General features: G+C 70.2%; 19 protein-coding genes. 5 read left to right on the top strand and 14 right to left on the bottom strand.

The window, feature by feature from the left end:
* Nucleotides 1-5: 5 nt before the first annotated feature.
* The 6 genes from AC3E6M_RS04625 to gatC all read right to left on the bottom strand — a co-directional run bounded on the left by AC3E6M_RS04625 (nt 6) and on the right by gatC (nt 5,674).
* Nucleotides 6-599, bottom strand: a complete 594-nt coding sequence (locus tag AC3E6M_RS04625) for a nucleoside/nucleotide kinase family protein (RefSeq protein WP_252370860.1) — start codon at nt 597-599, stop codon at nt 6-8.
* Entirely contained in the window at nt 574-894 is a 321-nt protein-coding gene (locus AC3E6M_RS04630; RefSeq protein ID WP_138172375.1) for a hypothetical protein, read from the bottom strand. The genes AC3E6M_RS04625 and AC3E6M_RS04630 overlap by 26 nt, the downstream gene beginning before the upstream one ends.
* Nucleotides 895-957: 63 nt before the next feature.
* On the bottom strand, nt 958-2,214 hold the full coding sequence (locus tag AC3E6M_RS04635) for a DNA polymerase IV (protein WP_138172376.1): 1,257 nt from the start codon (nt 2,212-2,214) through the stop codon (nt 958-960).
* A 126-nt stretch (nt 2,215-2,340) separates the two neighbouring features.
* Nucleotides 2,341-3,858, bottom strand: coding sequence for an Asp-tRNA(Asn)/Glu-tRNA(Gln) amidotransferase subunit GatB (gene gatB / locus AC3E6M_RS04640; RefSeq protein ID WP_490529184.1), 1,518 nt, complete (start codon nt 3,856-3,858; stop codon nt 2,341-2,343).
* Nucleotides 3,858-5,378 carry an Asp-tRNA(Asn)/Glu-tRNA(Gln) amidotransferase subunit GatA gene (gene gatA / locus AC3E6M_RS04645; protein ID WP_490529185.1) on the bottom strand — a complete coding sequence of 507 codons (1,521 nt, stop codon included), beginning with the start codon at nt 5,376-5,378 and terminating at the stop codon, nt 3,858-3,860. The genes gatB and gatA overlap by 1 nt, the downstream gene beginning before the upstream one ends.
* Complete coding sequence (gene gatC / locus AC3E6M_RS04650) at nt 5,375-5,674, bottom strand: Asp-tRNA(Asn)/Glu-tRNA(Gln) amidotransferase subunit GatC (RefSeq protein WP_490529186.1); 300 nt, start codon at nt 5,672-5,674, stop codon at nt 5,375-5,377. The genes gatA and gatC overlap by 4 nt, the downstream gene beginning before the upstream one ends.
* A gap of 60 nt (nt 5,675-5,734) precedes the next feature.
* On the opposite strand from gatC, the gene AC3E6M_RS04655 reads away from it, so the two are divergent.
* On the top strand, nt 5,735-7,423 hold the full coding sequence (locus AC3E6M_RS04655) for a long-chain-fatty-acid--CoA ligase (RefSeq protein WP_490529187.1): 1,689 nt from the start codon (nt 5,735-5,737) through the stop codon (nt 7,421-7,423).
* 63 nt (nt 7,424-7,486) lie between these two features.
* Here the strand turns inward: AC3E6M_RS04655 and ligA are convergent, their stop codons facing one another.
* The 3 genes from ligA to AC3E6M_RS04670 form a co-directional block, all read right to left on the bottom strand.
* Nucleotides 7,487-9,970 carry an NAD-dependent DNA ligase LigA gene (gene ligA / locus AC3E6M_RS04660; RefSeq protein WP_490529188.1) on the bottom strand — a complete coding sequence of 828 codons (2,484 nt, stop codon included), beginning with the start codon at nt 9,968-9,970 and terminating at the stop codon, nt 7,487-7,489.
* 158 nt (nt 9,971-10,128) lie between these two features.
* Nucleotides 10,129-11,226, bottom strand: coding sequence for a tRNA 2-thiouridine(34) synthase MnmA (mnmA, locus tag AC3E6M_RS04665; protein ID WP_490529189.1), 1,098 nt, complete (start codon nt 11,224-11,226; stop codon nt 10,129-10,131).
* A 9-nt stretch (nt 11,227-11,235) separates the two neighbouring features.
* Complete coding sequence (locus AC3E6M_RS04670; protein WP_490529190.1) at nt 11,236-12,420, bottom strand: cysteine desulfurase family protein; 1,185 nt, start codon at nt 12,418-12,420, stop codon at nt 11,236-11,238.
* A 47-nt stretch (nt 12,421-12,467) separates the two neighbouring features.
* On the opposite strand from AC3E6M_RS04670, the gene glgX reads away from it, so the two are divergent.
* From glgX to glgB, 3 genes are all read left to right on the top strand, one after another.
* On the top strand, nt 12,468-14,558 hold the full coding sequence (gene glgX / locus AC3E6M_RS04675; protein ID WP_490529191.1) for a glycogen debranching protein GlgX: 2,091 nt from the start codon (nt 12,468-12,470) through the stop codon (nt 14,556-14,558).
* A gap of 84 nt (nt 14,559-14,642) precedes the next feature.
* Complete coding sequence (locus AC3E6M_RS04680) at nt 14,643-16,730, top strand: alpha-1,4-glucan--maltose-1-phosphate maltosyltransferase (protein ID WP_394529557.1); 2,088 nt, start codon at nt 14,643-14,645, stop codon at nt 16,728-16,730.
* Complete coding sequence (glgB, locus tag AC3E6M_RS04685) at nt 16,727-18,865, top strand: 1,4-alpha-glucan branching protein GlgB (protein WP_490529192.1); 2,139 nt, start codon at nt 16,727-16,729, stop codon at nt 18,863-18,865. The genes AC3E6M_RS04680 and glgB overlap by 4 nt, the downstream gene beginning before the upstream one ends.
* Nucleotides 18,866-18,923: 58 nt before the next feature.
* Here the strand turns inward: glgB and AC3E6M_RS04690 are convergent, their stop codons facing one another.
* Both AC3E6M_RS04690 and AC3E6M_RS04695 read right to left on the bottom strand, forming a co-directional pair.
* A complete protein-coding gene (locus AC3E6M_RS04690; RefSeq protein ID WP_490529194.1) occupies nt 18,924-19,859 on the bottom strand; it encodes a tetratricopeptide repeat protein in 936 nt (311 codons plus the stop codon).
* Nucleotides 19,856-21,658, bottom strand: coding sequence for a DUF8094 domain-containing protein (locus AC3E6M_RS04695; RefSeq protein ID WP_490529195.1), 1,803 nt, complete (start codon nt 21,656-21,658; stop codon nt 19,856-19,858). Before AC3E6M_RS04695 ends, AC3E6M_RS04690 begins: the two co-directional genes overlap by 4 nt.
* A gap of 174 nt (nt 21,659-21,832) precedes the next feature.
* Here AC3E6M_RS04695 and AC3E6M_RS04700 point away from each other — a divergent pair, with 174 nt between their 5' ends.
* Nucleotides 21,833-22,906, top strand: a complete 1,074-nt coding sequence (locus AC3E6M_RS04700) for an AI-2E family transporter (protein WP_138172388.1) — start codon at nt 21,833-21,835, stop codon at nt 22,904-22,906.
* Nucleotides 22,907-22,909: 3 nt separating this feature from the next.
* Here AC3E6M_RS04700 and AC3E6M_RS04705 read toward each other — a convergent pair whose 3' ends face one another.
* The 3 genes from AC3E6M_RS04705 to AC3E6M_RS04715 are packed head-to-tail and all read right to left on the bottom strand — an operon-like array spanning nt 22,910 to nt 24,640.
* Nucleotides 22,910-23,632, bottom strand: a complete 723-nt coding sequence (locus tag AC3E6M_RS04705; RefSeq protein WP_490529196.1) for an alpha/beta hydrolase — start codon at nt 23,630-23,632, stop codon at nt 22,910-22,912.
* Nucleotides 23,632-23,919 (bottom strand): Rv1322 family protein, encoded by a 288-nt coding sequence (locus AC3E6M_RS04710; RefSeq protein ID WP_490529197.1) that lies wholly within the window; start codon nt 23,917-23,919, stop codon nt 23,632-23,634. Before AC3E6M_RS04710 ends, AC3E6M_RS04705 begins: the two co-directional genes overlap by 1 nt.
* 7 nt (nt 23,920-23,926) lie before the next feature.
* Entirely contained in the window at nt 23,927-24,640 is a 714-nt protein-coding gene (locus AC3E6M_RS04715) for an aggregation-promoting factor C-terminal-like domain-containing protein (protein ID WP_490529198.1), read from the bottom strand.
* Nucleotides 24,641-24,676: the final 36 nt, after the last annotated feature.

The following is a 24,676-nucleotide window of genomic DNA, read 5'->3' on the forward strand; positions in this document are numbered from 1 at the left end:
CTTCGCTACGGCAGGCAGAGGACCAGCGACGCGAGCGTCTGCGGCTCGTCGCGCACGAGGTGCTCGTCTTCTTGCTTCGCCCATCGCTCCCAGTGCGGACGATACGTGTCACCGTCGCGGTGCAAGGCACGGTCCTTCCGCGAGCGATCCGGTGCGTCCAGCCACACGCGGACGTCCGCCAAAGGGGCTGCGGCAGCGGTCAACAGCCCCGATCCCTCGACGACGAGCGGGAGCGACGGATCCACCGCATGAGCCTCGGCACGTTCGCCGGCCTCCCAGTCCCAGCGCTGCCACACGCCGATCGTCCCCTTCGCGTGCGGGAGCAGGATCGTCTCGCGCGCATAGCGCGCACCGTCGGCCAGCCCGTCCCACCCCGGGTAGAGATCGTCGAGCGCCACCAGCTGCACACGACCCCGGCCGGGCCACGTGCTCACCAATCGCCGGGCCAGAGAGCTCTTTCCCGCGCCGCTGCGACCGTCGATGAGCACCACCGGATTGGCCGCCCCCACCGCCGCCACGCGCGCCGAGACAGCCCCGACCGCGACGGTCAGGGCCTCGTCGAGGGGATCGGCGCTACTTCTTGAGGGCGCGGATGACACGGCTGAGGGCGCGACCGGCGACCCACACGAAGGGAATCGCGACGGCGAGCAGCGACACCAGGTTCGGGTCGAAGCGCAAGTCGTCACCGCGGCGGATGTAGGCACCCAGGGGCAACGTGTAGCCGCCGCCCCCGCCGCCGCCGTTGCCCTGCTCGTCGGAGCCCCCGCCGAAACCGGCCCAGGTCAGGGCGACGGGGACGATGCGCACGCCGTCGACGTCCTGCTGCTCTCCGTAGGCGGACGTGACGCCGAAGCTGGTGGCCTGCTTGCCGAGTTCCAATGCGATGTTGGGCATGTCCCCACCGTACCGGGCACCACCGACGAGGCCCAGGGGCGTTGCGTCCGAGACGCCGCCGTGTCAGTGCTCGTACGAAGGTCGCGGATTCGTCGGCAGCGCTCCCCCACCGCGGGCGGGGCCCAGGAGCGAACCGCGCGTCACGGCGCCGCGGCCGAACCGCGCGGCCGCGCCGTCGAGCGCGCCCTCGACGCGGCGCCATTCGGCGTCGTCGTCCCACAGCGTCGCCGCCATCGCCGTGGGCCGCAGCTTCTCGCCGCGCACCCCGACGAGTCGAACCGCCTGGCGACGGTCGATCCCGTCGAACAGCTCGATGGCCGCGTCGCCGATCCGCTGGCCGACCGACGTCGGTTCCGTGAGCGTGCGGGAGCGGCTGAGGGTCGTGAAATCGCTGAAGCGGACCTTGATCGAGATCGTGGAGGCCTCGAACTGCTGGCTGCGCAGCCGCGCGCCCACGCGGTCGGCGAGGCGCCGCATCTCGACGTGCAGCGTGGCGGTGTCGGAGATGTCGGTGTGGAAAGTCTCTTCGTGGCCGACGCTCTTCTCGACCCGCCCGGTGTGCACCTCACGGGCGTCGATGCCGCGCGCGAGGTGCCAGATGCGTTCGCCCATCGCCGAACCGAGCACCTTCTCGAGCGCGGGGCGAGGGGTGTCGAGGACATCGGCGATGAGGCGGATGCCGCGAGACTCCAGGGCCTCGGCCGCCTTCGGTCCGACGCCCCACAGCGCACGCACGGAGCGTGGACGCAAGAAGGCCTCGGTGTCGGCCTCGGCCACGACCAGCAGCCCGTCGGGCTTGGAGATCGTCGAAGCCATCTTCGCGACGTGTTTGGTCGCGGCCACGCCGATACTGCACGTCAGACCCGTCCGCTCCTTCACACGCGCGCGCAGATCGCGTGCGATGGTGCCGGGGCTGCCCCACAGCCGTCGTGCTCCTCGGACGTCGAGGAACGCCTCGTCGATCGACAGGGGCTCCACCAGGGGCGTGATCTCGTCGAAGATCGCCATAACCTGACGGGACATCTCGGTGTAGCGCGAGTAGGGCGGATTGACCACGATCGCCGTCGGACACATCCGCAGCGCGATCGCGACGGGCATCGCCGACTTCACCCCGTAGCGGCGCGCCTCGTACGACGCGCTCGAGACGACACCCCGCCCTTCGGATCCGCCGATGATGAGCGGCTTGCCCGCGAGAGACGGGTCGTCGAGCACCGCCACCGAGGCGAAGAACGCGTCCATATCGACGTGGAGGATGCCGGTGCCCGTGTCGTCGGCACCGGCCGGCGAGACGATGCGTCCCGTACCGTCTCCGCGTCCCATGGCATCCATTCTCCCCCGGGCCTCCGACATGGTGGCGGCGACGGCGGTCGGAACTGCGCCGGAGCGAACGAGGGATGCCACGGCCCACCGATGCGCGACCGGTGATGCCGTGGCATCCGGGGTGTCCTATTGCGCGGCGGCGCGCTCCAGTACGAGCTCGCGCACGCGCGCGGCGTCGGCCTGGCCCTTCATCGCCTTCATGACGGCGCCGATGACCGCACCGGCGGCCTGCACCTTGCCGTCGCGGATCTTCGCGAGCACGTCGGCCTGCGCGGCGAGGGCGTCGTCGATCGCGGCGATCAGCGCGCCGTCGTCGGAGACCACGGCGAGGCCCCGAGCATCGACGACCTCTTGCGGAGTGCCCTCGCCGGCGATGACGCCCTCGAGCACCTGGCGCGCGAGCTTGTCGGTGAGCGTTCCGGCGTCGACAAGCTGCTGCAGCGCGGCGACGTTCTGCGGGCTGACGAGGTCTGCCGGCTCCCGCTCTTCGGCGTTCGCGATGCGGCTGATCTCGCTCAGCCACCACTTGCGGGCGGCGGCGGGCGTGGCGCCCGCGGCGACGGTGGCTTCGACCTCGTCGAGCAGGCCGGCGTTGACGACGCCCTGGAAATCGATGTCGGCGAAGCCCCAATCGGCCTTCAGGCGGCGACGCCGTGCGGCCGGCGGCTCGGGCAGAGCGGCGCGCAGTTCCTCGATGAGCTCGGGCGCGGGAACCACGGGGAGCAGATCGGGCTCCGGGAAGTAGCGGTAGTCGTCGGCATCCGACTTGGGGCGACCCGGCGACGTACGCCCCGTGTCTTCGTGCCAGTGCCGCGTCTCCTGCGTGATCGTGCCGCCCTTCGCGAGAATCGCGGCCTGTCGCTGGATCTCGTACCGCACGGCGCGCTCGACCGACCGCATCGAGTTGACGTTCTTCGTCTCGGTGCGGGTGCCGAGCTTCTCTTGACCGCGGGGGCGCAGCGATACGTTCGCATCGCAGCGGAGGTTGCCGCGTTCCAGACGCGCCTCGGAGATACCGAGAGCCCGCACGATGTCGCGGATCGTCGCGACGTACGCCTTCGCCAGCGCGGGAGCTGCGTGCTCGGCGCCGAAGATCGGCTTCGTCACGATCTCGACCAGCGGCACACCCGCACGGTTGTAGTCGACGAGCGAGTACTCCGCGCCCTGGATGCGGCCGGTGGCTCCACCCATGTGCGTGAGCTTGCCCGCATCTTCTTCCATGTGCGCGCGCTCGATCGGCACGGTGACGATCGTGCCGTCTTCGAGTTCGACCTCGACCGAGCCCTCGAAGGCGATCGGCTCGTCGTACTGCGAGATCTGGTAGTTCTTGCCGAGGTCGGGGTAGAAGTAGTTCTTCCGTGCAAAGCGGCTGGACGGCGCGATCGAACAACCGAGGGCCAGGCCCAGGCTGATCGACGAACGGATCGCCTCGGCGTTGACGACCGGCAACGCGCCCGGCAGGCCCATGTCGACCGGCGCGACGAGGGTGTTGGGGGCGGCGGCGTGGTTCGCCTCGTTCGCGGGGTTCGGCGCGTCCGAGAACATCTTGGTCGCGGTGTTCAGCTCGACGTGCACCTCGAAACCGAGGACGGGCTCGAACATCTCGAGCGCCTCGTCGAAGTCCATCAGCGCATCTTTCGCCATCAGCGCGACGCTCCGTTCGTGAGAGAGGGGGCCTGATCCAGGAGCGGACCGCCCCACTGGTCGACCAGCAGTGCCTCGAGCGCGGCGCCGACGCGGTACAGACGGGCGTCTTCGCGCGCGGGGGCGAGGAACTGGATGCCGACGGGCAGACCGTCTTCCGCGGCCAGTCCGCTCGGGATCGAGATGCCGGGGACCCCCGCGAGGTTCGCGGGAATCGTCGTCACGTCGTTGAGGTACATCTGGAGCGGGTCGTCGATCTTCTCGCCCAGGCGGAACGCGGTCGTCGGCGCCGAGGGAGTGGCGATGACGTCGACCTCGGCGAAGGCGGCGTCGAAGTCCTGCTGGATGAGAGTGCGCACCTTCTGGGCGCTGCCGTAGTAGGCGTCGTAGTAGCCCGCGGACAGCGCGTACGTGCCCAGGATGATGCGGCGCTTGACCTCGGGGCCGAAGCCCGCATCGCGCGTGGCGGCCATGACGTTCTCGACCGTGGGGGTGCCCTGCGGCGTGACGCGCAGACCGAAGCGCACCGAGTCGAACTTCGCCAGGTTGCTGGACGCCTCGGCGGGGAGGATCAGGTAGTACGCGGCGACGCCGTATTCGAAGTGCGGCGCGTTGATCTCGACGATCTCGGCGCCCTGCGCCTCCATCGCGGCGAGCGACGCGCGGAAGGAGTCGGAGACGCCCTTCTGGAAACCGCGGTCGTCGAGTTCGCGGATGACGCCGACCTTGAGGCCCTTCAGCACCTCGCCGGTCGCACCCTCGCGGGCGGCGGCGGCGAAGGACGGCCACGCGTCGGACAGCGACGTCGAGTCGTGCGGGTCGTGGCCGCCGATGACGTCGTGCAGGAGGCCGGAGTCGAGCACGGTGCGCGTCACGGGTCCGACCTGATCGAGGCTGGATGCCAGGGCGATCGCGCCGTAACGGCTGACTCCGCCGTAAGTCGGCTTCACGCCCACCGTGCCGGTCACGTGCGCGGGCTGACGGATCGAACCGCCCGTGTCGGAGCCGAGCGCGAGGGGGGCCTCGAAGGCGGCGACGGCCGCGGCCGAGCCACCGCCCGAGCCACCGGGGATCCGATCAAGGTCCCACGGGTTGCGCGTGGGACCGTACGCCGAGAACTCCGTCGACGACCCCATGGCGAACTCGTCCATGTTCGTCTTGCCGAGCGGCACGAGCCCCGCCGCACGGGAGCGCGCGACGACCGTGGCGTCGTAGGGCGACATGTAGCCCTCGAGGATCTTCGATCCGCTGGTCGAGGGCATGTCGGTCGTGACCAGGACGTCCTTGACGGCCAAGGGCACGCCCGCGAGCTCGCCGAGCTGCTCCCCGGCCGCGCGGCGGCGGTCGATGTCGGCCGCGACATCGAGGGCGTGGTCGCTGACGTGGAGGAAGGCGTGGACGTCGCCGTCGACGGCGGCGATGCGGTCGAGGTGGGCCTGCGTCGCCTCGACGCTCGACACCTCTCTCGCGGTCAGTGCGGCGGCGAGGTCGGCGGCGCTCAGGCGCGTGAGATCGGTCACTGCTCCTCCCCCAGGATCGCGGTCACCCGGAACCGGCCGTCGGCCTGGTCGGGAGCATTCTGCAGCACCTCGTCGCGGGTGAGCGTGACGCCCACGACATCGGGGCGGAAGACGTTGTTCAGTGGAATCGGGTGGCTCGTCGCGACGACGTCGGGCGTTGCCACCTCGGACACCTTGGCGATGTTGTCGACGATGGCATCCAGCTGCCCGGTGAGGCGCTGCACCTCGTCGTCGCTCAACTGGATCCGAGCGAGCACACCGAGATGGCGCACGAGATCAGGGGTGATTTCAGACACCCGGCAAGTCTAGTTCGCGACCACCGCGCGCCGAGACCCACCCCCACCTACGCTGGAGCGGTGACGAGCTTCGAACCGCCTCGCCCCTGGACCGCCAGCTATGCCCCCGGAGTCCCGGAGGACCTCGACCCGCAGTCGGGGTCGCTCGTCGACATCCTCGACGCGTCCACCCGCGACTACCCCGACGCCCCCGCGTTGGAGTTCTTCGGCCGCGAGACCACGTACGCCGAGTTGTCGGCCGAAGTCGCCCGCGCCGCGGCGGCTCTCGCCGCGCACGGTGTCCGCGCCGGCGATCCGGTCGCGATCGTGCTGCCCAACTGCCCGCAGCACATCGTCGCGTTCTACGCCGTCCTGCGGCTCGGCGCCGTCGTCGTCGAGCACAACCCGCTCTACACCCCGCGCGAGCTGCGGAAGCAGTTCGAGGACCACGGTGCGAAGCACGCGATCGTGTGGAGCAAGGTCGTGGCCACGGTGCAGGAGTTCCCCGCCGATCTGCAGATGGACACACTCATCTCGGTCGACGTGACGCAGGCCATGCCGTTGCGCATGCAGGTCGCGCTTCGTCTGCCCATCGCCAAGGCGCGCGAGGCACGCGCCGCCCTCACCGAGAAGACCTCGGATGCCATCCCCTGGGCCGAGGTGGTGCGACACGATCCGCTGCCCGAGGCTCACCCACGGCCGACCGAAACCGATCTCGCGATCATCCAGTACACGAGCGGCACGACCGGCATGCCGAAGGGCGCGATGCTGTCGCACGCGAACCTTCTCTCCAACGCCGCACAGTCGCGCGCGTGGGTGCCGTCGATCGTGCGGGGCCAGGGGTGCGTCGTCTACGCCGTGCTCCCGATGTTCCACGCCTACGGCCTGACCCTCTGCCTGACCTTCGCGATGTCGATGGGCGCGCGCCTGGTGCTGTTCCCGAAGTTCGATCCCGATCTGGTGCTCGCGGTGACGAAGAAGCACCCGGCGACGTTCCTGCCCCTTGTGCCGCCGATCGCCGAGCGTCTGCTCGCCGCCGCGGAGGCCCAGGGGGTGTCGCTCACCGGGACCGAGATCGCGATCTCCGGCGCGATGGCACTCCCCCACGATCTCGTGGTGCCGTTCGAGAAGGCCACGGGCGGATACCTCGTGGAGGGCTACGGGCTCAGCGAGTGCTCCCCCGTGCTCATGGCCAACCCGGTCGCCGAGAACCGTGTCCCCGGCACCGTGGGGCTGCCGCTTCCCGGCACGGAGTGCCGTGTCGTCGATCCGGATGATCCCCGAACGGATGTCGAGCCGGGCGGACGCGGCGAGCTGCTCGTGCGCGGTCCGCAGGTGTTCTCGGGCTATTACGGCAAGCCGGAAGAGACCGACGCGGTGTTCGTGGATGGATGGTTCCGCACCGGCGACATCGTCACGATCGACGACGGCGGCTTCGTCCGCGTCGTCGACCGCATCAAGGAGCTCATCATCACGGGCGGCTTCAACGTCGCGCCCACCGAGGTCGAGAACGTTCTGCGCCAGCACCCCGCCGTCGCCGATGTGGCCGTCGTGGGCATTCCCAGCGATCACTCCGGCGAGGACGTGGTCGCGGCGGTCGTTGCCGCACCCGGCTCCGACCTCGACCCCGAAGAGGTGCGGACCTTCGCGCGGGGCATCCTGACGCCGTACAAAGTGCCCCGGCGCGTCGTGGTCGTCGACGAGCTGCCGAAGTCGCTGATCGGCAAGGTGCTGCGGCGCCAGGTCAAGGAGCGCCTGCTGTCGCACTGACCGCCGTTCCCCAACGGGCCGGTGGATCATCCGCCGGCCCCTCTGCATCGGGGCTCGGCGGGATCAGCCCTCCGGCACCGGATCGGCCTGTTCGTCCACCGGATCGGCCTGTTCGTCCACCGGATCGGCCGGTTCGTCCGCCGGATCGGCCGGTTCGTCGACCCGTGCGGGCAGGGCGTCCGGCCCCTGAGTGACGAGCACGTGGAAGGCCGCGGCATCCAGGATCCGGAGCCCGAGTTCTTCGGCCTTGGCGAGCTTCGACCCGGCGCCCGGCCCCGCCGCTACGAAGTCGGTCTTCTTGGACACGCTCGAGGCTGCTTTGCCGCCCGCCTGGATGATCGCCTCTTGCGCCCCCTCGCGGGTGTAGCCGTCGAGTGAGCCGGTGGGCACGACGGTGAGACCGGCGAGGACTCCTCCGGCCGCCGCGGCGGCGCCGGGACCAGGGTGCCCGGGGATGGCGAAGCGCACTCCGGCCGCCGCCCAGCGCTCCACGATCTCGCGATGCCAGTCCACCTCGAACCAGTCGATCACGGCATCGGCGATGATCCCGCCGACGCCCTCGACCGCGGCGAGCTCGTCACGAGACGCCGCGCGGATGGCATCCAATGACCCGAACCACTGCGCGAGGGCGCGTGCGGCGACGGGGCCGACGTGGCGGATGTTCAGCGATACGAGGAGACGCCAGAGATCTTTGGTCTTGGCCTTCTCGAGCTCGGCCACGAGCTTCACGGCCTGCTCGGACGGGAGCACCTCGCGGTGGTCTTTCCGGATGCCGCGGCGGCGGCGCTCACCGGGGTCGAGGTCTTCGGTTCCGGGGGGATACGTCGCGGGCCCGAGCTTCTGGAACGGCGCGCGACGGACCTCGTCGCCGGTCTTCTCGTCGATCTTGCGCTCGCCGGTCTCGGCATCGCGGACGACGACCTCGATGGGGACGAGTTGTTCGACGGTGAGGTCGAACAGTCCCGCCTCGGTGTCGAGCGGAGGTTCGGCGGGGACGTCGGGCTGTGTCAGCGCGGCCGCGGTCACCTCACCGAGTGCCTCGATGTCGAGGGCCCCGCGGGAGCCGATGTGCTCGACACGTCCGCGCACTTGCGCCGGGCACGAGCGAGCGTTGGGGCACCGGAGGTCGATGTCGCCCTCTTTCGCGGGACGCAGTGGTGTGCCGCACTCGGGGCAGTTCGTCGGCATCACGAACGCGCGCTCGGTGCCATCGCGCAACTCGACGACGGGGCCGAGGACCTCGGGGATGACGTCACCGGCCTTGCGCAGCACCACGGTGTCGCCGATGAGCACGCCCTTGACCTTGACGACGTCCTGGTTGTGCAGTGTGGCCTGCCGCACGACGCTCCCGGCCACCCGCGCGGGCTCCATCACGGCGAACGGCGTCGCGCGCCCCGTGCGCCCCACCGAGACGACGATGTCGAGGAGCTTCGTGTTCACCTGCTCGGGCGGGTACTTGTAGGCGATCGCCCAGCGCGGCGCGCGACTGGTGGCGCCGAGCTCGTCGTGCAACGCCAGTTCGTCGACCTTCACCACGACGCCGTCGATCTCGTGCTCGACGTCATGGCGGTGGTCGCCGTAGTGCGCCACGAACGCCAGCACCCCGTCGACGGAGGGCTCTACGCGGCTGTACGGCGAGGTGGGCAGGCCCCACGACTTCAGGAGGTCGTAGACCTCGCTCTGCGCGGCGACCGGCGGATCGGGCCACGCGCCGATGCCGTGCACGTAGAGCGCGAGGGACTCGATGCGGGCGAGACCGGCCTCGAGCTCGAGCCCCGTCTTCTTCTCGATCTGCTGCCGCAAGCCGCCGCTGGCGGCGTTGCGCGGATTGGCGAACGCCGGGAAACGGCGGGCCGCGGCCACCTCCGCCTTGTCCTCGTCGAAGGCCTTCACGCCCCCGCGACGCGCCGCGGCGCGCTCCCGCGCCTCGGCGACCGCGCGCCCCCGGTACTCCCCCTGGAGTCGATTGAGGTTCTCGAACGCGGCGACGGGGATGAAGACCTCACCGCGCACCTCCACGAGAGCGGGATGTCCCTCGCCCGAGAGCTCACGCGGGATGCCGGCGACCCGCAATGCGTTGTCGGTGACGATCTCGCCGACGCGCCCGTCGCCGCGAGTGGCCGCAGAGGTCAGCACCCCGTTCTCGTACCGCAGGCTGATCGCGAGACCGTCGATCTTGAGCTCGCTGAGCCACTGCACGGGTCGACCGGCGGAGGCCTGGGTCTTGACGGCCCAGTCGCGCAGCTCGTCGGCGGAGAAGACGTTGTCGAGGCTCAGCATCCGCTCGGCGTGCTCGATCGTCACGAGATCGGTCGCCTCGGCCGCACCCACCGACTGCGTGGGGCTGTCCTGCCCCTGCAGCTCGGGGTGGAGCCGCTCAATCGCCTCGAGCCGGTGCATCCACCCGTCGTAGGTCGCGTCGTCGACGAGCTCGGCATCCCGACCGTAGTAGGCGTCGCGCGCCCCCAGAATGCGCTGCGTCAGGTCGTCGGCCTCGGCGCGCGCGTCGTCGAGGGTCAGATCGGGAAGCTGAGCGTGCTCGGTCACGCGTCCAGCTTAGGGACGGCCCCCGACATCACCTGCGGGGGTTGCCGCGCGGACACGTTCGGGAGGAGATTCCGGGAGCGGAGGACGGATGTCGCGCTGGACCGTCCTCCCGTCGCCGAAACTCCTCCGTTGCCCGAAGGCGCGACGGTGTCGTCGACTCACGCCTCGACGGGAACCGCCGACACCGTGCGGCCGATCGTGAACTGCCCGATCACGCGCGTCCCGTCATACAGCACGGCGGTCTGTCCGGGCGCGACGCCGTCGAACGGCTCCACGGGCCGCACCGTCACGACGCCGTCTTCGAGCACCGCCGACGCGGGCACCGGATCCGCGTGGGCACGGATCTGGACGTGGCAGTCGAACGTGGCGGACGCGGGCGCACGGCCCGCCCAGGTGAAGCGCTCCCCCGCGATCTCGGCACACGCCAGTGCCTCTTTCGGGCCCACCACCACGGTGTTGTTCACCGGACGCACCTCGAGGACGAACCGGGGCTTGCCGTCGGCCGCGGGAACACCGAGCTGCAGTCCGCGCCGCTGTCCGACGGTGAAGGCGTGCGCCCCCTCGTGCGTGCCGACGACGGCGCCGGCGCGGTCGAGGATCTCGCCGCGCTCGGCGCCCACCTTGTCGGCGAGCCAGCCGCGCGTGTCGCCGTCCGGGATGAAGCAGATGTCATGGCTGTCGGGCTTCTGCGCGACCGACAGCCCGCGCTCCTCGGCCTCCGCCCGCACGACGGCCTTCGAGGGCGTCGATCCGAGCGGGAAGTACGTGTGCGCGAGCTGTTCGGCGGTGAGGACACCGAGAACGTAGGACTGGTCCTTCGCGGCATCCGAGGCCCGGTGGAGCTCGCGCCCCCGGGGAGTGTCGACGAGGGTGGCGTAGTGCCCGGTGCACACCGCGTCGAAACCGAGCTCGAGCGCACGCTCCAGGAGCGCGGCGAACTTGATCTTCTCGTTGCAGCGCATGCACGGGTTCGGGGTGCGGCCGGCGCGGTACTCCGACACGAAGTCGTCGATGACGTCGTCGCGGAACCGCTCCGAGAAGTCCCACACGTAGAACGGGATGCCGAGCTTGTCCGACGCGCGCCGAGCGTCCATGGCGTCCTCGATCGTGCAGCAGCCACGGCTGCCGGCACGCAGCGTCCCTCCGGCGCGCGAGAGCGCGAGGTGCACACCGACGACGTCGTGCCCCGCCTCCACCGCGCGGGCCGCAGCCACCGCGGAGTCCACGCCACCGCTCATCGCCGCAAGAACTCGCATCGTCCCAGTCTACGAACCACCCGCTGAACGGGCGCCGGATGCCACGGCCCGCTCGTACGCGGACGGAAGCGCCGCCAGCAGCGCGTCGACATCGGCGTCGGTCGACGTGCGTCCGAGCGTCAGGCGCAGCACCGATCGCGCGGCGCGGTCGTCGAGGCCCAGAGCGAGCACCACGTGAGACGGTTCAGCGACACCGGCTTGGCACGCCGACCCCGTCGAGACGGAGATGCCCGCCATGTCGAGCAGGAACAGCAGCGTCTCGCCCGCCGCCCCCGGGAACAGCAGATGGGCGTTGCCCGGCAGGCGGTCGGCCGGGTCTCCGAGCAAGCGCGCGGCCGGAACCGCCCCCAGGATGCCGCGGACCATCCGTTCACGCAGCGCCCCGAGCCGGGCCGACTCGCGCGCACGCTCCGCCTCGGACGCCACGGCCGCCGCCGCGAACGCCGCGGCCCCCGCGGCATCCTGCGTCCCGGCGCGGAGCCCGCGCTGCTGCCCCCCGCCGTGGACCAACGGCGTCATGCGCGCATGGCGAGACACGACCGCCGCGCCGACACCGATCGGACCGCCGACCTTGTGGGCCGACACCGACATCGCCACCAGGCCGTGCGCGCCGCTCCCCTCCCCGCGCCAGCGCGCGAAGTCGACGTCGACGTGTCCGAGGGCCGACACGGCGTCGAGGTGAAGGGGCAGGCCGGCCGCCCCCGCCGCGCGCGCCAGGCCCGCGGCATCCTGGATGGTCCCGACCTCGTTGTTGGCCACGAGCGCCGTCGCGAGGGCTGCCCCGGGCAGCGCCGCGGCGAAGGCGTCGACAGGGATGCGCCCGAACGCGTCGAGGCCGACAGGCCGCACGCGCGCCCCGCCCTCGGCGACCAGCCACCCCACGGTGTCGAGCGTCGCGTGATGCTCCCCGTCGGGCAGCACCACGGCGTCGGTCGCGGCCGCGCGCGACCACCAGAGACCCTTGAGCGCGAGATTCGCCGCCTCGGTCCCACTCGAGGTCAGCACGACCTCGATCGGCTGACATCCGAGCACGTCGGCGAGCTGCTCGCGGGCGTCCTCGAGCAGACGACGCGCGGCCTGTCCGGCGCCGTGGATCGAGGACGGGTTGCCCAGCACCTCGTGGGCGGAAAGCCACGCATCCCGGGCTTCGGGTCGAAGCGGGGTGGTGGCCGCGTGGTCGAGATAGACCGGCATTCGCCCTCCCCGGTGTCCCGTGCGTGTCCTTCACTACCCTAGGACGCATGGTCCCACCCGAAGCGGCCCTCTCGCCGCGGCCTGCCCTCCTCGCCTCGTCTCTCGACGACCTCGGCGTGCGGCTCGGCCCCGACGGCGGAACTCTGCGGGTGTGGTCGGCGAACGCCGACACGATGCACCTGGTCGTCTTCGACGACGTCGACCTCGATTGGGCCGTCGAGACGCTCCCGATGACCCGCGTCGGCGACAGCGTGTTCGAGGCATCCACTCCGCTCCTGCGCCCGGGGGCGCGCTACGCGGTGCGGGCGGGCGGTCCGCTGGGTCCCGGCAACACCTTCAACCCGCAGTCGCTGCTCATCGAGCCGTATTCGCGGGGCCTGGTCTCGGGCGGCTTCGGCGACTGGCGGTCGGTGGTCGTCGACGGCGGGTTCGATTGGGGCGGAGTGACCAAGCCCCGGGTGCCGATGGACCGCACCGTCATCTACGAGGGCCACGTGAAGGGCCTCAGCAAGCGGCATCCGCACGTGCCTCCGGCCCTCCACGGCACGTATGCCGGTCTCGCCCACCCGGCGATGATCGAGCACTTCCGCTCGCTGGGCATCACCAGCGTCGAGCTCCTGCCCGTCCACGCGTTCGCCACCGAACCGCGCCTGCTGCAGCTCGGGCTGACCAACTACTGGGGCTACAACTCGCTGAACTTCTTCACACCGCACGCCGGCTACGCCACCGCCGCGAGCCGCGCCGAGGGGCCGGAGGCGGTGCTCCGGGAGTTCAAGGGAATGGTCAAGCTCCTGCACGAAGCCGGCCTCGAGGTGATCCTCGACGTGGTCTACAACCACACCGCCGAAGAGGGCATCGGCGGTCCGCGCACGGGTCTGCGCGGCCTGGACAACCGTTCGTACTACCGGCAGACCGACGAGGGCGCGTACATCGACGAGACCGGATGCGGCAACGCCGTGAACACGGCGACGGATGCCGCGGCGCGTCTCGTGCTCGACTCGTTGCGGTATTGGGCGAACGACGTCCAGATCGACGGGTTCCGGTTCGACCTGGCCGTGACGCTCGGTCGCGATGAGCACCACTCCTTCACTCCCGATCACCCCCTGCTGCAGGCCATCCGCGACGACGAGCGCCTGGCGGGGACCAAGCTCATCGCCGAGCCGTGGGACGTCGGAATGGGCGGCTGGCAGACCGGCAACTTCGGCGACGGCTGGCACGAGTGGAACGACCGGTACCGCGACCGGGTGCGCAACTTCTGGCTCAGCGACATCGACTACGCCCGTCGCGCCGACACGGCACCGGTGGGTATCGGCGGCTTCGCGACGCGCCTGGCGGGGTCGTCCAACACGTTCTCCGAGGAACGCGGGCCGCTCGCGAGCGTCAACTTCGTCACTGCCCACGACGGCTTCACGCTGCGCGATCTGGTGTCGTACGACGTCAAGCACAATCTCGGCAACGGCGAGCAGAACCGCGACGGCGCGGACACGAACCGTTCCTACAACCACGGCGCCGAAGGAAAGACGGACGACCCGCGCATCCTCGCCACGCGCCGCAAGGCGATGCGCAACCTCCTGGGCACGCTGCTGCTCTCGGCGGGCGTGCCGATGATCACGGCGGGCGACGAGATGGGGCGCACCCAGCGCGGCAACAACAATGCCTACTGTCACGACTCGTCCCTCACCTGGCTCTCGTGGGACCTCGCCCCGTGGCAGCAGGACCTCTTCGCCCACACGCAGCGGCTCCTCGCCCTGCGGCGCGAGAATCCGGCGTTGCGTCCCCGCCATTTCGCCCGCCTCGGCGAACGCATCCCGTCCGCGTCGGTGATGGACTGGTTCGACGAGCACGGCGAGACGATGTCGAGCGAGCGCTGGACGAATCCCTCCCACCGGACGCTGCAGTACCTCGCCACCTCGACGCCGGAGGACGAGGATCTCAATCGCATCCTGCTCGTCGTGCACGGCAACGAGCGCCCCGTCGAGGTGACGCTTCCGGTCCTGGGCGACGACGTCGAGTACGTCTCGCTGTGGTCGAGCGCCGACGAATCCCCCCAGCACGACGCGCCCCGCTTCCTCCCCGGAGATATCGTCCCGTTGGCGGAGACGTCCATGCGTCTGTTCCGCGTCGACGCCCGCGACTGAGCACGGTGCCTCCGACTCGCCGACCTGTCAAGACCCGGGGCAAGCCCTGCGGGAACGTCGTCCCCCCACGGTAGGTTCGGACTCGTGGCCACCACGACGACGATCCCCTCGCCCGTTTCCCCCTGGCGCAGTGGCGCCTCGATCCCGGTGCGTCCGGTCAAACCGACGCTCTCGACGAAGGGGGTCGTGACTCCGCGCATCCCCTTGGCGCTCCCCCATCCGCAGGTGCCGGGCGGACGGTTCCGACCGTCGGCTTTCGTCGGCGAGGCCGTCCCGTTCACCGTCACGGCCTTCCGCGAAGGGCACGACCGCATCGGCGTCCACGTACGTCTGTTCTCGCCCTCGGGCGACGAGTCCCTGCACCGCCTGTCGCCGCTCAACGACGGCTTCGACCGGTGGAGCACCCTGGTCGCTCCGCTCGAGCAGGGCGTGTGGCGGTTCCGCTTCGAGGCGTTCGCCGATGACTTCGCCACGTGGGAGCACGCCGCCGACGTCAAGATCGCCGCCGGCGTCGACGCGGCGCTCATGCGCGAGATGGGCGCGCAGCTCTTCGACCGCGCCCGCGGAGAGAAGAAGCGTCCCGGCAGCGACAAAGACCTGCTGTACGCCGCCGCTCGGACGCTGCGCGACCCCGACACCCACGACGACATCGCGCTCCAGGTCGTACGGGACCCTGAGATCGCGGCTCTGTTCGCCGCCCGGCCCATGATGAGCCTCGTGTCCGTCGGGAAGGACGCTGAGCTCCTCGTCGAGCGCGAGCGCGCCGGTGTGGGCGCCTGGTACGAGTTCTTCCCCCGCTCCGAGGGCGCCACGCGAGCCGAGGACGGATCCGTGATCAGCGGGACGTTCCGCACCGCCGTCGACCGACTCCCCGGCGTGGCCGGCATGGGCTTCGACGTCCTGTACCTCCCGCCGATCCACCCGATCGGCGAACGCAACCGCAAGGGTCCGAACAACACCCTCGTGACGGCCCCCGGCGACCCGGGGTCCCCGTGGGCCATCGGCGGACCGGCGGGTGGTCACGACACCGTGCACCCCGACCTCGGCACTCTCGAGGACTTCCGCGCCTTCGTCGTCGCGGCGCGTGAGAACGGCATCGAGGTCGCGCTCGACCTGGCCCTGCAGGCCTCGCCCGACCACCCCTGGGTGACCGAGCACCCGGAGTGGTTCACGACCCTCCCCGACGGCTCGATCGCCTACGCCGAGAACCCGCCGAAGAAGTACCAGGACATCTACCCGGTGAACTTCGACAACGATCCCGACGGCATCCGCGCCGAGGTCCTGCGCATCGTCCGCCACTGGATCGCCCAGGGCGTGCGCATCTTCCGCGTCGACAACCCTCACACGAAGCCCCTGCAGTTCTGGGAGTGGCTGATCGCCACGGTCAGCGCCGAAGACCCCGACGTCGTGTTCCTCGCCGAGGCCTTCACACGTCCGGCGCCGCTGCAGGGACTCGCGATGGCCGGTTTCCAGCAGAGCTACACGTACTTCACCTGGCGGAACACGAAGGAGGAGCTCGAGGAGTTCTTCGCCGGCCTCGCCCACGACACGGCCGACTTCCTGCGTCCGAACCTGTTCGTCAATACGCCCGACATCCTCACCGAGTACCTGCAGTTCGGCGGACGTCCGGCGTACAAGATCCGCGCCGCCCTCGCCGCCACCGCGGCTCCGACGTACGGCGTCTACGCCGGGTACGAGCTGTACGAGAACGTCGCGCGTCCGGGGTCCGAAGAGAACATCGACAACGAGAAGTACGAGTACAAATTCCGCGACTGGTCCGGTGCCGAAGCGTCCGGCGACTCCCTGGCGCCCTATCTGCGCCGGCTCAACGGCATCCGCCGCGACCACCCCGCGCTGCTCCAGCTGCGCAATCTCCACGTGCAGTGGAGCGACGACGACGCCATCCTCGTCTACGCCAAGCACCTCGATGCCGCTCTGTCGCCGACCGGCGCGTCGGACACGATCATCGTCGTGGCCAACGTCGACCCGCACTCCGCACGCGAGACGACGGTCCACCTCGACACCACGCTCTGGGGCGTCGAACCGGGCGCGCCGTTCGAGGTCGAAGACCTCGTGACCGGCCAGGTCTGGACGTGGACCGACCACAACTTCGTGCGCCTGGACGCATTCGCCGAACCCGTGCACATCCTGCACGTGAAGGAGACACGATGACCGCTCTTCCCCCGGAACTCCTGGATGCCGTCGCTCACGGCGCCCACCACAACCCGCACAGCGTCCTCGGCGTGCACGAGACCGCGGACGGGTGGGTCATCCGCACGCGTCGGCCCCTCGCGCGTGAGGTGGTGGCCCGGTTCGACGACGACTCGACCCTCGCTCTCACGCACGTGCGCTCCGGCGTCTGGGAGGGACTCGTCCCCACCGCCCCCGGCCGCTACCGGGTGCACGCGACCTACGACGGCGGCGGCGACCATCTCGCCGACGACGGCTATCGGCACGCGCCGTCGGTCGGCGAGCTCGACCTGCACCTGATCTCGGAGGGGCGCCACGAAGAGCTGTGGCGCGTGCTCGGCGCGCACGTGCGCGAGCTCGACACGTCTGCGGGCACGGCGTTCACCGTGTGGGCGCCCGACGCCCGCGCCGTGCGCGTCATCGGCGACTTCAACGGGTGGGACGGCTCGGGCAGTGCGATGCGCTCGATGGGCGGAAGCGGCGTCTGGGAGCTCTTCCTCCCCGAGGTCGGTGTCGGAGCGCGCTACAAGTTCGAGATCCTCACCCGCGCAGGAGCCTGGATCCAGAAGGCCGATCCGATGGCCCGCCTCGCCGAAGTCCCCCCGGCCACCGCCTCCGTGGTGACCGCGTCCGACTACCGCTGGGCGGACGACGAGTGGATCGAGGAGCGATCGACCACCGCGCCGATCGACCGGCCCATGTCGATCTACGAACTGCACTTCGCGTCGTGGCGCCCGGGCCTGTCGTACCGTGACGGGGCCGACGAGATCATCGACTACGTCACCGCCCAGGGATTCACGCACGTCGAGTTCCTCCCGCTGTCCGAGCACCCGTTCGGCGGGTCGTGGGGCTATCAGGTCTCGGGCTACTACGCCCCCACCAGCCGTTTCGGCGACCCCGACGATCTCCGGTACCTGATCGACCGTCTGCACCAAGCGGGCATCGGCGTGATCATGGACTGGGTCCCCGGTCACTTCCCCAAGGACGGGTTCGCTCTCGCGCGATTCGACGGCGAGCCGCTCTACGAGCACCCCGACCCCCGCCGCGGCGAGCACAAGGACTGGGGCACGCTCATCTTCGACTACGGCCGCAACGAGGTGCGCAACTTCCTCGTCGCCAACGCGCTGTACTGGTTCGAGGAGTTCCACGTCGACGGACTGCGCGTGGATGCCGTGGCATCCATGCTCTACCTCGACTACTCCCGCAACGACGGCGAGTGGGCCCCGAACCAGTTCGGTGGGCGCGAGAACCTCGAGGCCATCCGGTTCCTGCAGGAAGTCAACGCCACCGCGTACAAGCGATACCCGGGCATCGCCATGATCGCCGAGGAGTCGACCAGCTTCCCGGGGGTCACCGCGCCCACGGGCCACGCCGGCCTCGGATTCGGCTTCAAGTGGAACATGGGCTGGATGAACGATTCGCTCCAGTACATCGCGCGCGACCCCATGTATCGCTCGCACCACGAGGGCGAGCTGTCGTTCTCGTTCGTGTATGCGTTCAGCGAGAACTTCATCCTCCCCATCAGCCACGACGAGGTCGTGCACGGCAAGGGAAGCCTCTTCGGGCGGATGCCGGGCGACCACTGGCAGAAGCTCGCGAACATGCGGGCGTTCCTGGCCTACATGTGGGGTCACCCCGGCAAGCAGCTGCTGTTCATGGGCCAGGAGTTCGGCCAGATGTCGGAGTGGTCGGAGTCGCGCGGTCTGGACTGGTGGATGCTCGACCAACCCTCGCACGCGCAGCTGCACTCGTTCGTCGCCGAGCTGAACCGGGTCTACCGCGCGCACGCCCCCCTGTGGTCGCGCGACCACGACGGAGCCGCGTTCTCGCGCCTGGGCGCCCCGGCGTGGAACCCCAACGTCCTCGCCTTCGCCCGCCGCGACCACCACGGCAACACGGTCGCCGTGGTGTGCAACTTCTCCGGCGTCCCGCTCGGCGACTTCCCCCTCGATCTGCCCGAGGCCGGCACGTGGACGGAAGTGCTCAACAGCGATGCCGAGGCGTTCGGCGGCTCGGGTCAGGGCAACTTCGGCTCGGTCACGACCGACGCCCGCGGGAGCGCCGTCCTCACGGTTCCGCCGCTCGGCGTCCTCTGGCTGCACCACCGCGCCGGCTGACACCGCGCACCGCGAGACGACGAAGGCCCTGTCCGGAGACAGGGCCTTCGTCGTTCGGTCAGAACAAGAGGGATGCCAAGCGCGAACGAGCCCGGATGACGCGGGCGTCCTCATCGCCGACGAGACCGAAGAGCTCCAGCAGGCGCTCACGCACCGGGGCACGACTCTCGGACGGCAGCGAGGCGAACAGGTCGAGCAGCCGCGCGAAGGCGTCGTCGACGTGTCCGCCGGCGACGTCGAGGTCGGCCACGAGGAACTGGGCCTCGAAGTCGGTCGGTGCCGCGGCTGCGGCGGCCCGTGCGGCCTGCAGATCGGCACCCTGCACGCGGTCGAGCAGCCGCACCTGACCGAGCCCGGCGCGCGCGTCGGCGTCGCGGGGGTTCTCTTCGAGGGCGCGCTCGTAGGCCGCGATGGCGCGGGGGTAGTCGCCCTCTTCGATGGCGGCGAACGCTTCGGCATGCAGGGGCGGCAGAGGGGTCTCGGCGGGTTCCTCCGCGGCGTCCTCCGCACCCTCGACGGGCACCGTACCGGTGACGCCGTGCTGCGCGGCGAGCTGCAGCAGCTGGGCGAACACCTCGCGCACCTGCTGTTCGGGGACCGCGCCGGTGAACAGCGGCACGGGCTGACCGGCCACGAGGGCCACGACCATGGGGATGGACTGCGCGCGGAAGCCCTGAGCGAGCTGCGGGTTGGCGTCGACGTCGACCTTCGCCAGCACGACCTTGCCCGCCAGCTCGGTGACGACCTTCTCCAGAACGGGGCTCAGTTGCTTGCACGGGCCGCACCACTCGGCCCACAGGTCGACGACGACCGGCACGCTGCGTGAGAGCTCGAGGACCTGAGGGAACGACGCGTCGGTGACGTCGAACACCAGCGACGCAGGAGCAGCCGCGGAAGCACCTGCGGCGGACTCGGCGGGCGGCTGCGGACGGTTGCGCAGCGACGACAGGTCAACGGCGCCGCGCAGGACGGATCCGGGGGTGGGAGTGCTCACGGGGACACCTTCGCTTCGAGGAGGCTGGAACGGTAGCCCAGGAGCCGGATCTTGTCGTCCGATCCCTGGCTGGGCACGTAGAAGAAGATCTGGTCGGAGTAGGTCGTGGTGAAGCCCGTCGCCGACTGGTCGACGCCGGTCAGTGCCTTCACCGCGGGGTTGTTGTCGAGCTTGATGACGGCATCCGCGTTCGTCGGCTTGGCGGTGTCGCTCTCGTACACATTCACCGCGACGATCGCACCGGTGTCGAGAGTCGCGAGGGCGATGGGCGACGCGGGGCCCGCGGAAGCCGCGAAGCTGATCTCGGCGGTGCCCTGGCCCGTCTGGTTCAGCTCATCCGTGCGCTTGCGCTTGTTGTCCTCGATCGCCGGCAGGAGCAGGTCGTTCGCGGTGTCGAACAAAGCCCACGACGCGCTGTTCTGACCGTTGTTGATCAGATCGGCGTACGCCGCGGCCACCTTGTCCGGGGCCATGACGAGGAATGAGGAGTCCGGCGGCACCTGCGTCGCCCCCACGTAGGGAGCGGCCAGTTCCGGCAGGTTCGTGGATGCCTCGAGGTTGCCGATGTACGACACGCGGTACTCCGACCACGGATCGTCCTGAGTCATCATCATGATCGACGTCGTGGGGGCGGCGGTGTCGCCGGACTCGACCACGGTCATCACGGTGCGCGGCCAGCCGCCCGTCGTCTGCGGCAGGATGATCTGCACCGGATCCGCGGGAATCGCCGGAAGCGCCGGGCGATCCGGGAGGGCGGCGCGCAGGGTGTAGTTGGTCTTGCGCTCGGCCAGGGCCGGTCCGGTCAGGCGCGTCTCGGCCGCGGCGACGTCGAGGGCGGCGTCGGCCTGGCCCACGGTCGTGGCGATGCGCGAGACGATGCTCTCGGCCTGCGACTCGGTGACCACGGGCGGGAACTGTCCCTCGGGCACGATGACGGTAGGTGTCGGACTGGGGCTCTCGCTCGCAGCGAGCTGAGGCCAGGCGTCCGCGGAGCAGCCGGCGAACAGAGCCGCCGACAGACCCAGCGCCGGGACGGCGATCAATGCACGGCGCTGGGGTCCCCACGGCCGGCGGCCCCGAGCATCCGGCGACGAGCTGATCACGCCCTTCTCAGCGGCGTCGGCATCGGCGATCGAGATCGGTTCGGTGACCGGCAGGGGCAAGCCCTTGCGGCGCGGGCGGCGCGATCGCCGGACGTGTCGGATGCCGAGCAGATACAGCACGATGCCCGCGAGGAGCGCGACGGCTCCCCCGGCGATCAACGGCCCCGCCCACGGAGTCGAGTTGTCGATGGGCCACGTGAGCGTGACGTCGGAAGGGGCCGGAGCGGTCCCGTCGCTCGCGACGAGCACACTCATGTCGGCCGGCAACTGCAGCGTCGTCGCGAGCGATCCGGTCTGCTGGAACTCATCGAGCCACAGGTCGGAGCCCGCGGGTGTGCGTGCGGCGGTCGCCTCTGTCGCGGGGCTCGTGGTCGACGCGCGCACGAGACCCGTCGCGACGGCGTTCTCGGCACCGAGCGTCACGGCCGTGTAGGGGACGTCGGCGAGCCAGGCCCGCATGTCGGCGGTGCGACCGTACGAGACGAAGACCTCGCCGTCGCCGACCACGCGGAGCGATTGCGCCCCCGGCAGGCTGCCGAGGACCGCGCCGTCGATCAGCGTGTACGCCGTCGAACCGTCGGTCTGAATCGTCTCCGTGGCCTCGGAAGGCCCCTGGAAGACGGTGCGCTGAGCGATGCCCGCGCCGATCATGGCAGCGGCGATGACGAACGCCACCACGGCCCAGACGAATCTCACGCTACACACCATCCCCACCGGCGACTCGGGCGGCCACCGAAGAATCGACGTTTCAGACTAGCTGAGGCCGGCTGAAAGTTCGCGGCGAGGCCCGGCGGTGCCGTGACCACGCTCGCTCTCAGTATCCTTTCGACACGGGCGCGGTCGCGCCCTCCGGAGGCAGGAGTCGCCAGGATGAAGATCCACAATCCCTTCAGAGTCGCATTGCTCGCGACCCTCGGCGTCGGAGTCGGCCTCCTGGTCATCGGCAGCGTCCAAAATCTGTCGACGATCCTGCTGTATGTCGGGACCGCGCTGTTCCTGTCGCTGGGTCTGGACCCTGTCGTGTCGTTCCTCGAACGCCGTGGGTTGCCGCGATGGGCCGCCGTGCTCCTGACGATCCTCGGGGTGCTGGGCATCTTCGCCGGGATCATCATCATGGTCGTTCCGATCATCGTCAGCCAGATCACGCAGCTCGTCGGGCAGATCGAAGCGCTCCTGCGTCCGGGGCAGTGGAACCAGCTCGTCGTGAACGTGCAGGACTGGGCCACCACGACGTTCCCCTGGCTCCGGCTCGACGAGGTGTGGGCCGGCGTCCAGCACTGGTTCTCCACCCTCGATGTGGGCTCGATCTCGACGATGGTCGGCAACAGCCTGCTGACGGTCGGTGGGGCGCTGGCCGCGGGGCTCGGCGGCGCATTCATCGTGCTCATCCTCACGATCTACTTCACGGCGTCGACTCCGTCGCTGAAGTCCGCGGTGTACCAGCTCGTCCCGGCATCCAAGCGCGCCCGCTTCATCGAACTCTCCGAGAAGATCACCGATTCGGTGGGCTACTACGTCATGGGCCAGGTGAGCCTGGGGGTGATAAACGGCATCCTGAGCGCGATCTTCCTCACGATCATCCAGGCGCCCTTCCCCGCGGTCCTGGCCGTGATCGCGTTCTTCTTCTCGCTCATCCCGCTCGTCGGAACGCTCACGGGCTCCACGATCATCGTTCTGACCTGCCTCATTCCGGGGCTCGGTTCGCCGACCATCGCGATCATCGCGCTGGTGTACTACCTCGTCTACATGCAGATCGAGGCGTACGTGATCTCGCCGCGCATCATGAACCGCGCCGTGTCGGTGCCGGGATCGGTCGTGGTGATCTCGGCACTCGCCGGTGGCGCGCTCCTGAACCTGCTGGGTGCGCTCATCGCGATCCCGGTCGCCGCGAGCATCCTCATCATCTACCGCGAGGTCATCATCCCGCGGCAGAACGAGCGCTGAGGCTCAACCCTCGGCGGGCTCGTCCCACTGCAAGGGCAGAGGCAGCGCGTCGGGGTTGACCGCGGCGACGATCTCGGTCAGGACGCGACGGGTCTGGTTCTCGCCCACCCACAGGTGCTTGCCACCGTCGACGGCGATGAGCTGCGCGTGCGGGATCGACGCGAAGCGTTCGCGGGCCTCGTCGGGGCGAAGGTAGTCGTCGAACTCCGGGACGAGGACGATCACCCGGCGCGAGTCCCCGGCCCACGCGGCGACGTCGTCGGCCGACGCGCGGTGAAGAGGAGGCGAAAGCAGGATGACGCCCTCGATGTCGTGGTCGCGCCCGTACTTCAGCGCGAGTTCGGTGCCGAACGACCACCCCACGAGCCACGGGCGTGGCAGCCCGCGCTCGCGGACGAAGTCCACGGCGGCGGCGACGTCGAACACCTCGGCCGCTCCCCCGTCGAACGCCCCGTCGCTGGTGCCGCGCGGCGACGTGGTGCCGCGCGTGTTGAACCGGAGCACCGCGAGGTCTGCCAGGGCGGGGAGCCGCCCCGCGGCCTTGCGGAGGATGTGCGAGTCCATGAACCCGCCCGCCGTGGGCAGCGGGTGGAGGGTCACGAGCGTCGCCACCGGCGCGCGATTCTCGGGGAGAGCGAGCTCGCCCACGAGGGTGAGACCGTCGACGGTCTCGAACTCGACGTCCTCTCGGCGCGCGGGCAGCAACACGGGGCCGCGTATCTCCATCAGGCGATCCTCCAACAGTGTGTGTGCCAATGCCGTCGTGCAGCGAGATCGGCCGCCTCGCCGAGGACTCCGTCCGCCCGCCACACCACGAGGTGAGCGACGCCCACCTCGACCGTACGACCGCAGCCGGGACAGACGTAGGCCTTCTGCGCCTGGGCCGCCGACAGCGGCTGCACCGTCCACTCCGCGCCGCGCTTGACCTCGGTGCGCTTCCACCCGGCGATCAGGCGATCGAGCGAGGCGTCGGCGCGATCGCTCGACGGCCGCCGCTTGCGGGATCGTGGCACGACCCGCTCACCACCAGTGGTTGCTGGTCCAGAAGGCGTACGCCTCGGCCCAGCTGCCGTACCGACCCGTCGCGTATCCGGTCGCCCACCGGAGGTTGTCGACGGGGTCGTACCCGTTGCCGGGCACTTTGCTGCACGGGAGGGCCTGAACGAGGCCGCACGCACCCGAGGAGCGGTTCGTGGCGTTGGGGTTCCATCCGCTCTCGCGCTTGACGATGTAGTCGACGTACCCCATGTCGGCCTCGGAGATACCCGCCGCCGACATCCACTCGCTCGGCGCGCCGCCGCCCGAGTACAACACCGGACCGCCGCCGCCGCTGGACGCCTCCGAACCCGACCTCGACGACGTGGCGACCGGAGTCGGAGTGGGGGTCGGCTTCGGCTTCACGTAGACGTTGTAGCTCGAACGATCGAGAGTGGGCGCTTGCTTCTCACCGCCGGTGGACACCTGCTGCGAGTCGCCGAGACCTTCGGCGTACAGCGTCACCGTTTGCGGCTCGTCGGCCTGGGCCCGGAGGATCGCCCCGCCCATCGGGCCGACGTAGGCGCCCGTGAAAGCGAGCGCGGCGCACGCCGCAAAGACGCCGACAACGCCCCGGCGCCGCGTCCAGTGCGGACCTCGGCGGCTCGACGGCGCCGGATGGACCACGTCGACCGCGACCAACCCGCGACGGGCTGCCCGTCGGGACGTCGCGCGCGTGAGGTCGGTTCCGGAAGTCACAGTGCGCTCGATACTACCGGTGTGCTCGGCGGGGGT

The sequence above is a fragment of the Microbacterium sp. SCPM-O-B-15248 (M128) genome (genome assembly GCF_058214835.1).

What these genes read in the sequence shown, in the direction of transcription:
- AC3E6M_RS04630 (WP_138172375.1), bottom strand. Translation starts at nt 894, where the DNA reads ATGCCCAACATCGCATTGGAACTCGGCAAGCAGGCCACCAGCTTCGGC.
- AC3E6M_RS04635 (WP_138172376.1), bottom strand. Translation starts at nt 2,214, where the DNA reads ATGGGACGCGGAGACGGTACGGGACGCATCGTCTCGCCGGCCGGTGCC.
- gatB (WP_490529184.1), bottom strand. Translation starts at nt 3,858, where the DNA reads ATGGCGAAAGATGCGCTGATGGACTTCGACGAGGCGCTCGAGATGTTC.
- mnmA (WP_490529189.1), bottom strand. Translation starts at nt 11,226, where the DNA reads ATGCGAGTTCTTGCGGCGATGAGCGGTGGCGTGGACTCCGCGGTGGCT.
- AC3E6M_RS04670 (WP_490529190.1), bottom strand. Translation starts at nt 12,420, where the DNA reads ATGCCGGTCTATCTCGACCACGCGGCCACCACCCCGCTTCGACCCGAA.
- glgX (WP_490529191.1), top strand. Translation starts at nt 12,468, where the DNA reads ATGGTCCCACCCGAAGCGGCCCTCTCGCCGCGGCCTGCCCTCCTCGCC.
- glgB (WP_490529192.1), top strand. Translation starts at nt 16,727, where the DNA reads ATGACCGCTCTTCCCCCGGAACTCCTGGATGCCGTCGCTCACGGCGCC.
- AC3E6M_RS04700 (WP_138172388.1), top strand. Translation starts at nt 21,833, where the DNA reads ATGAAGATCCACAATCCCTTCAGAGTCGCATTGCTCGCGACCCTCGGC.
- AC3E6M_RS04705 (WP_490529196.1), bottom strand. Translation starts at nt 23,632, where the DNA reads ATGGAGATACGCGGCCCCGTGTTGCTGCCCGCGCGCCGAGAGGACGTC.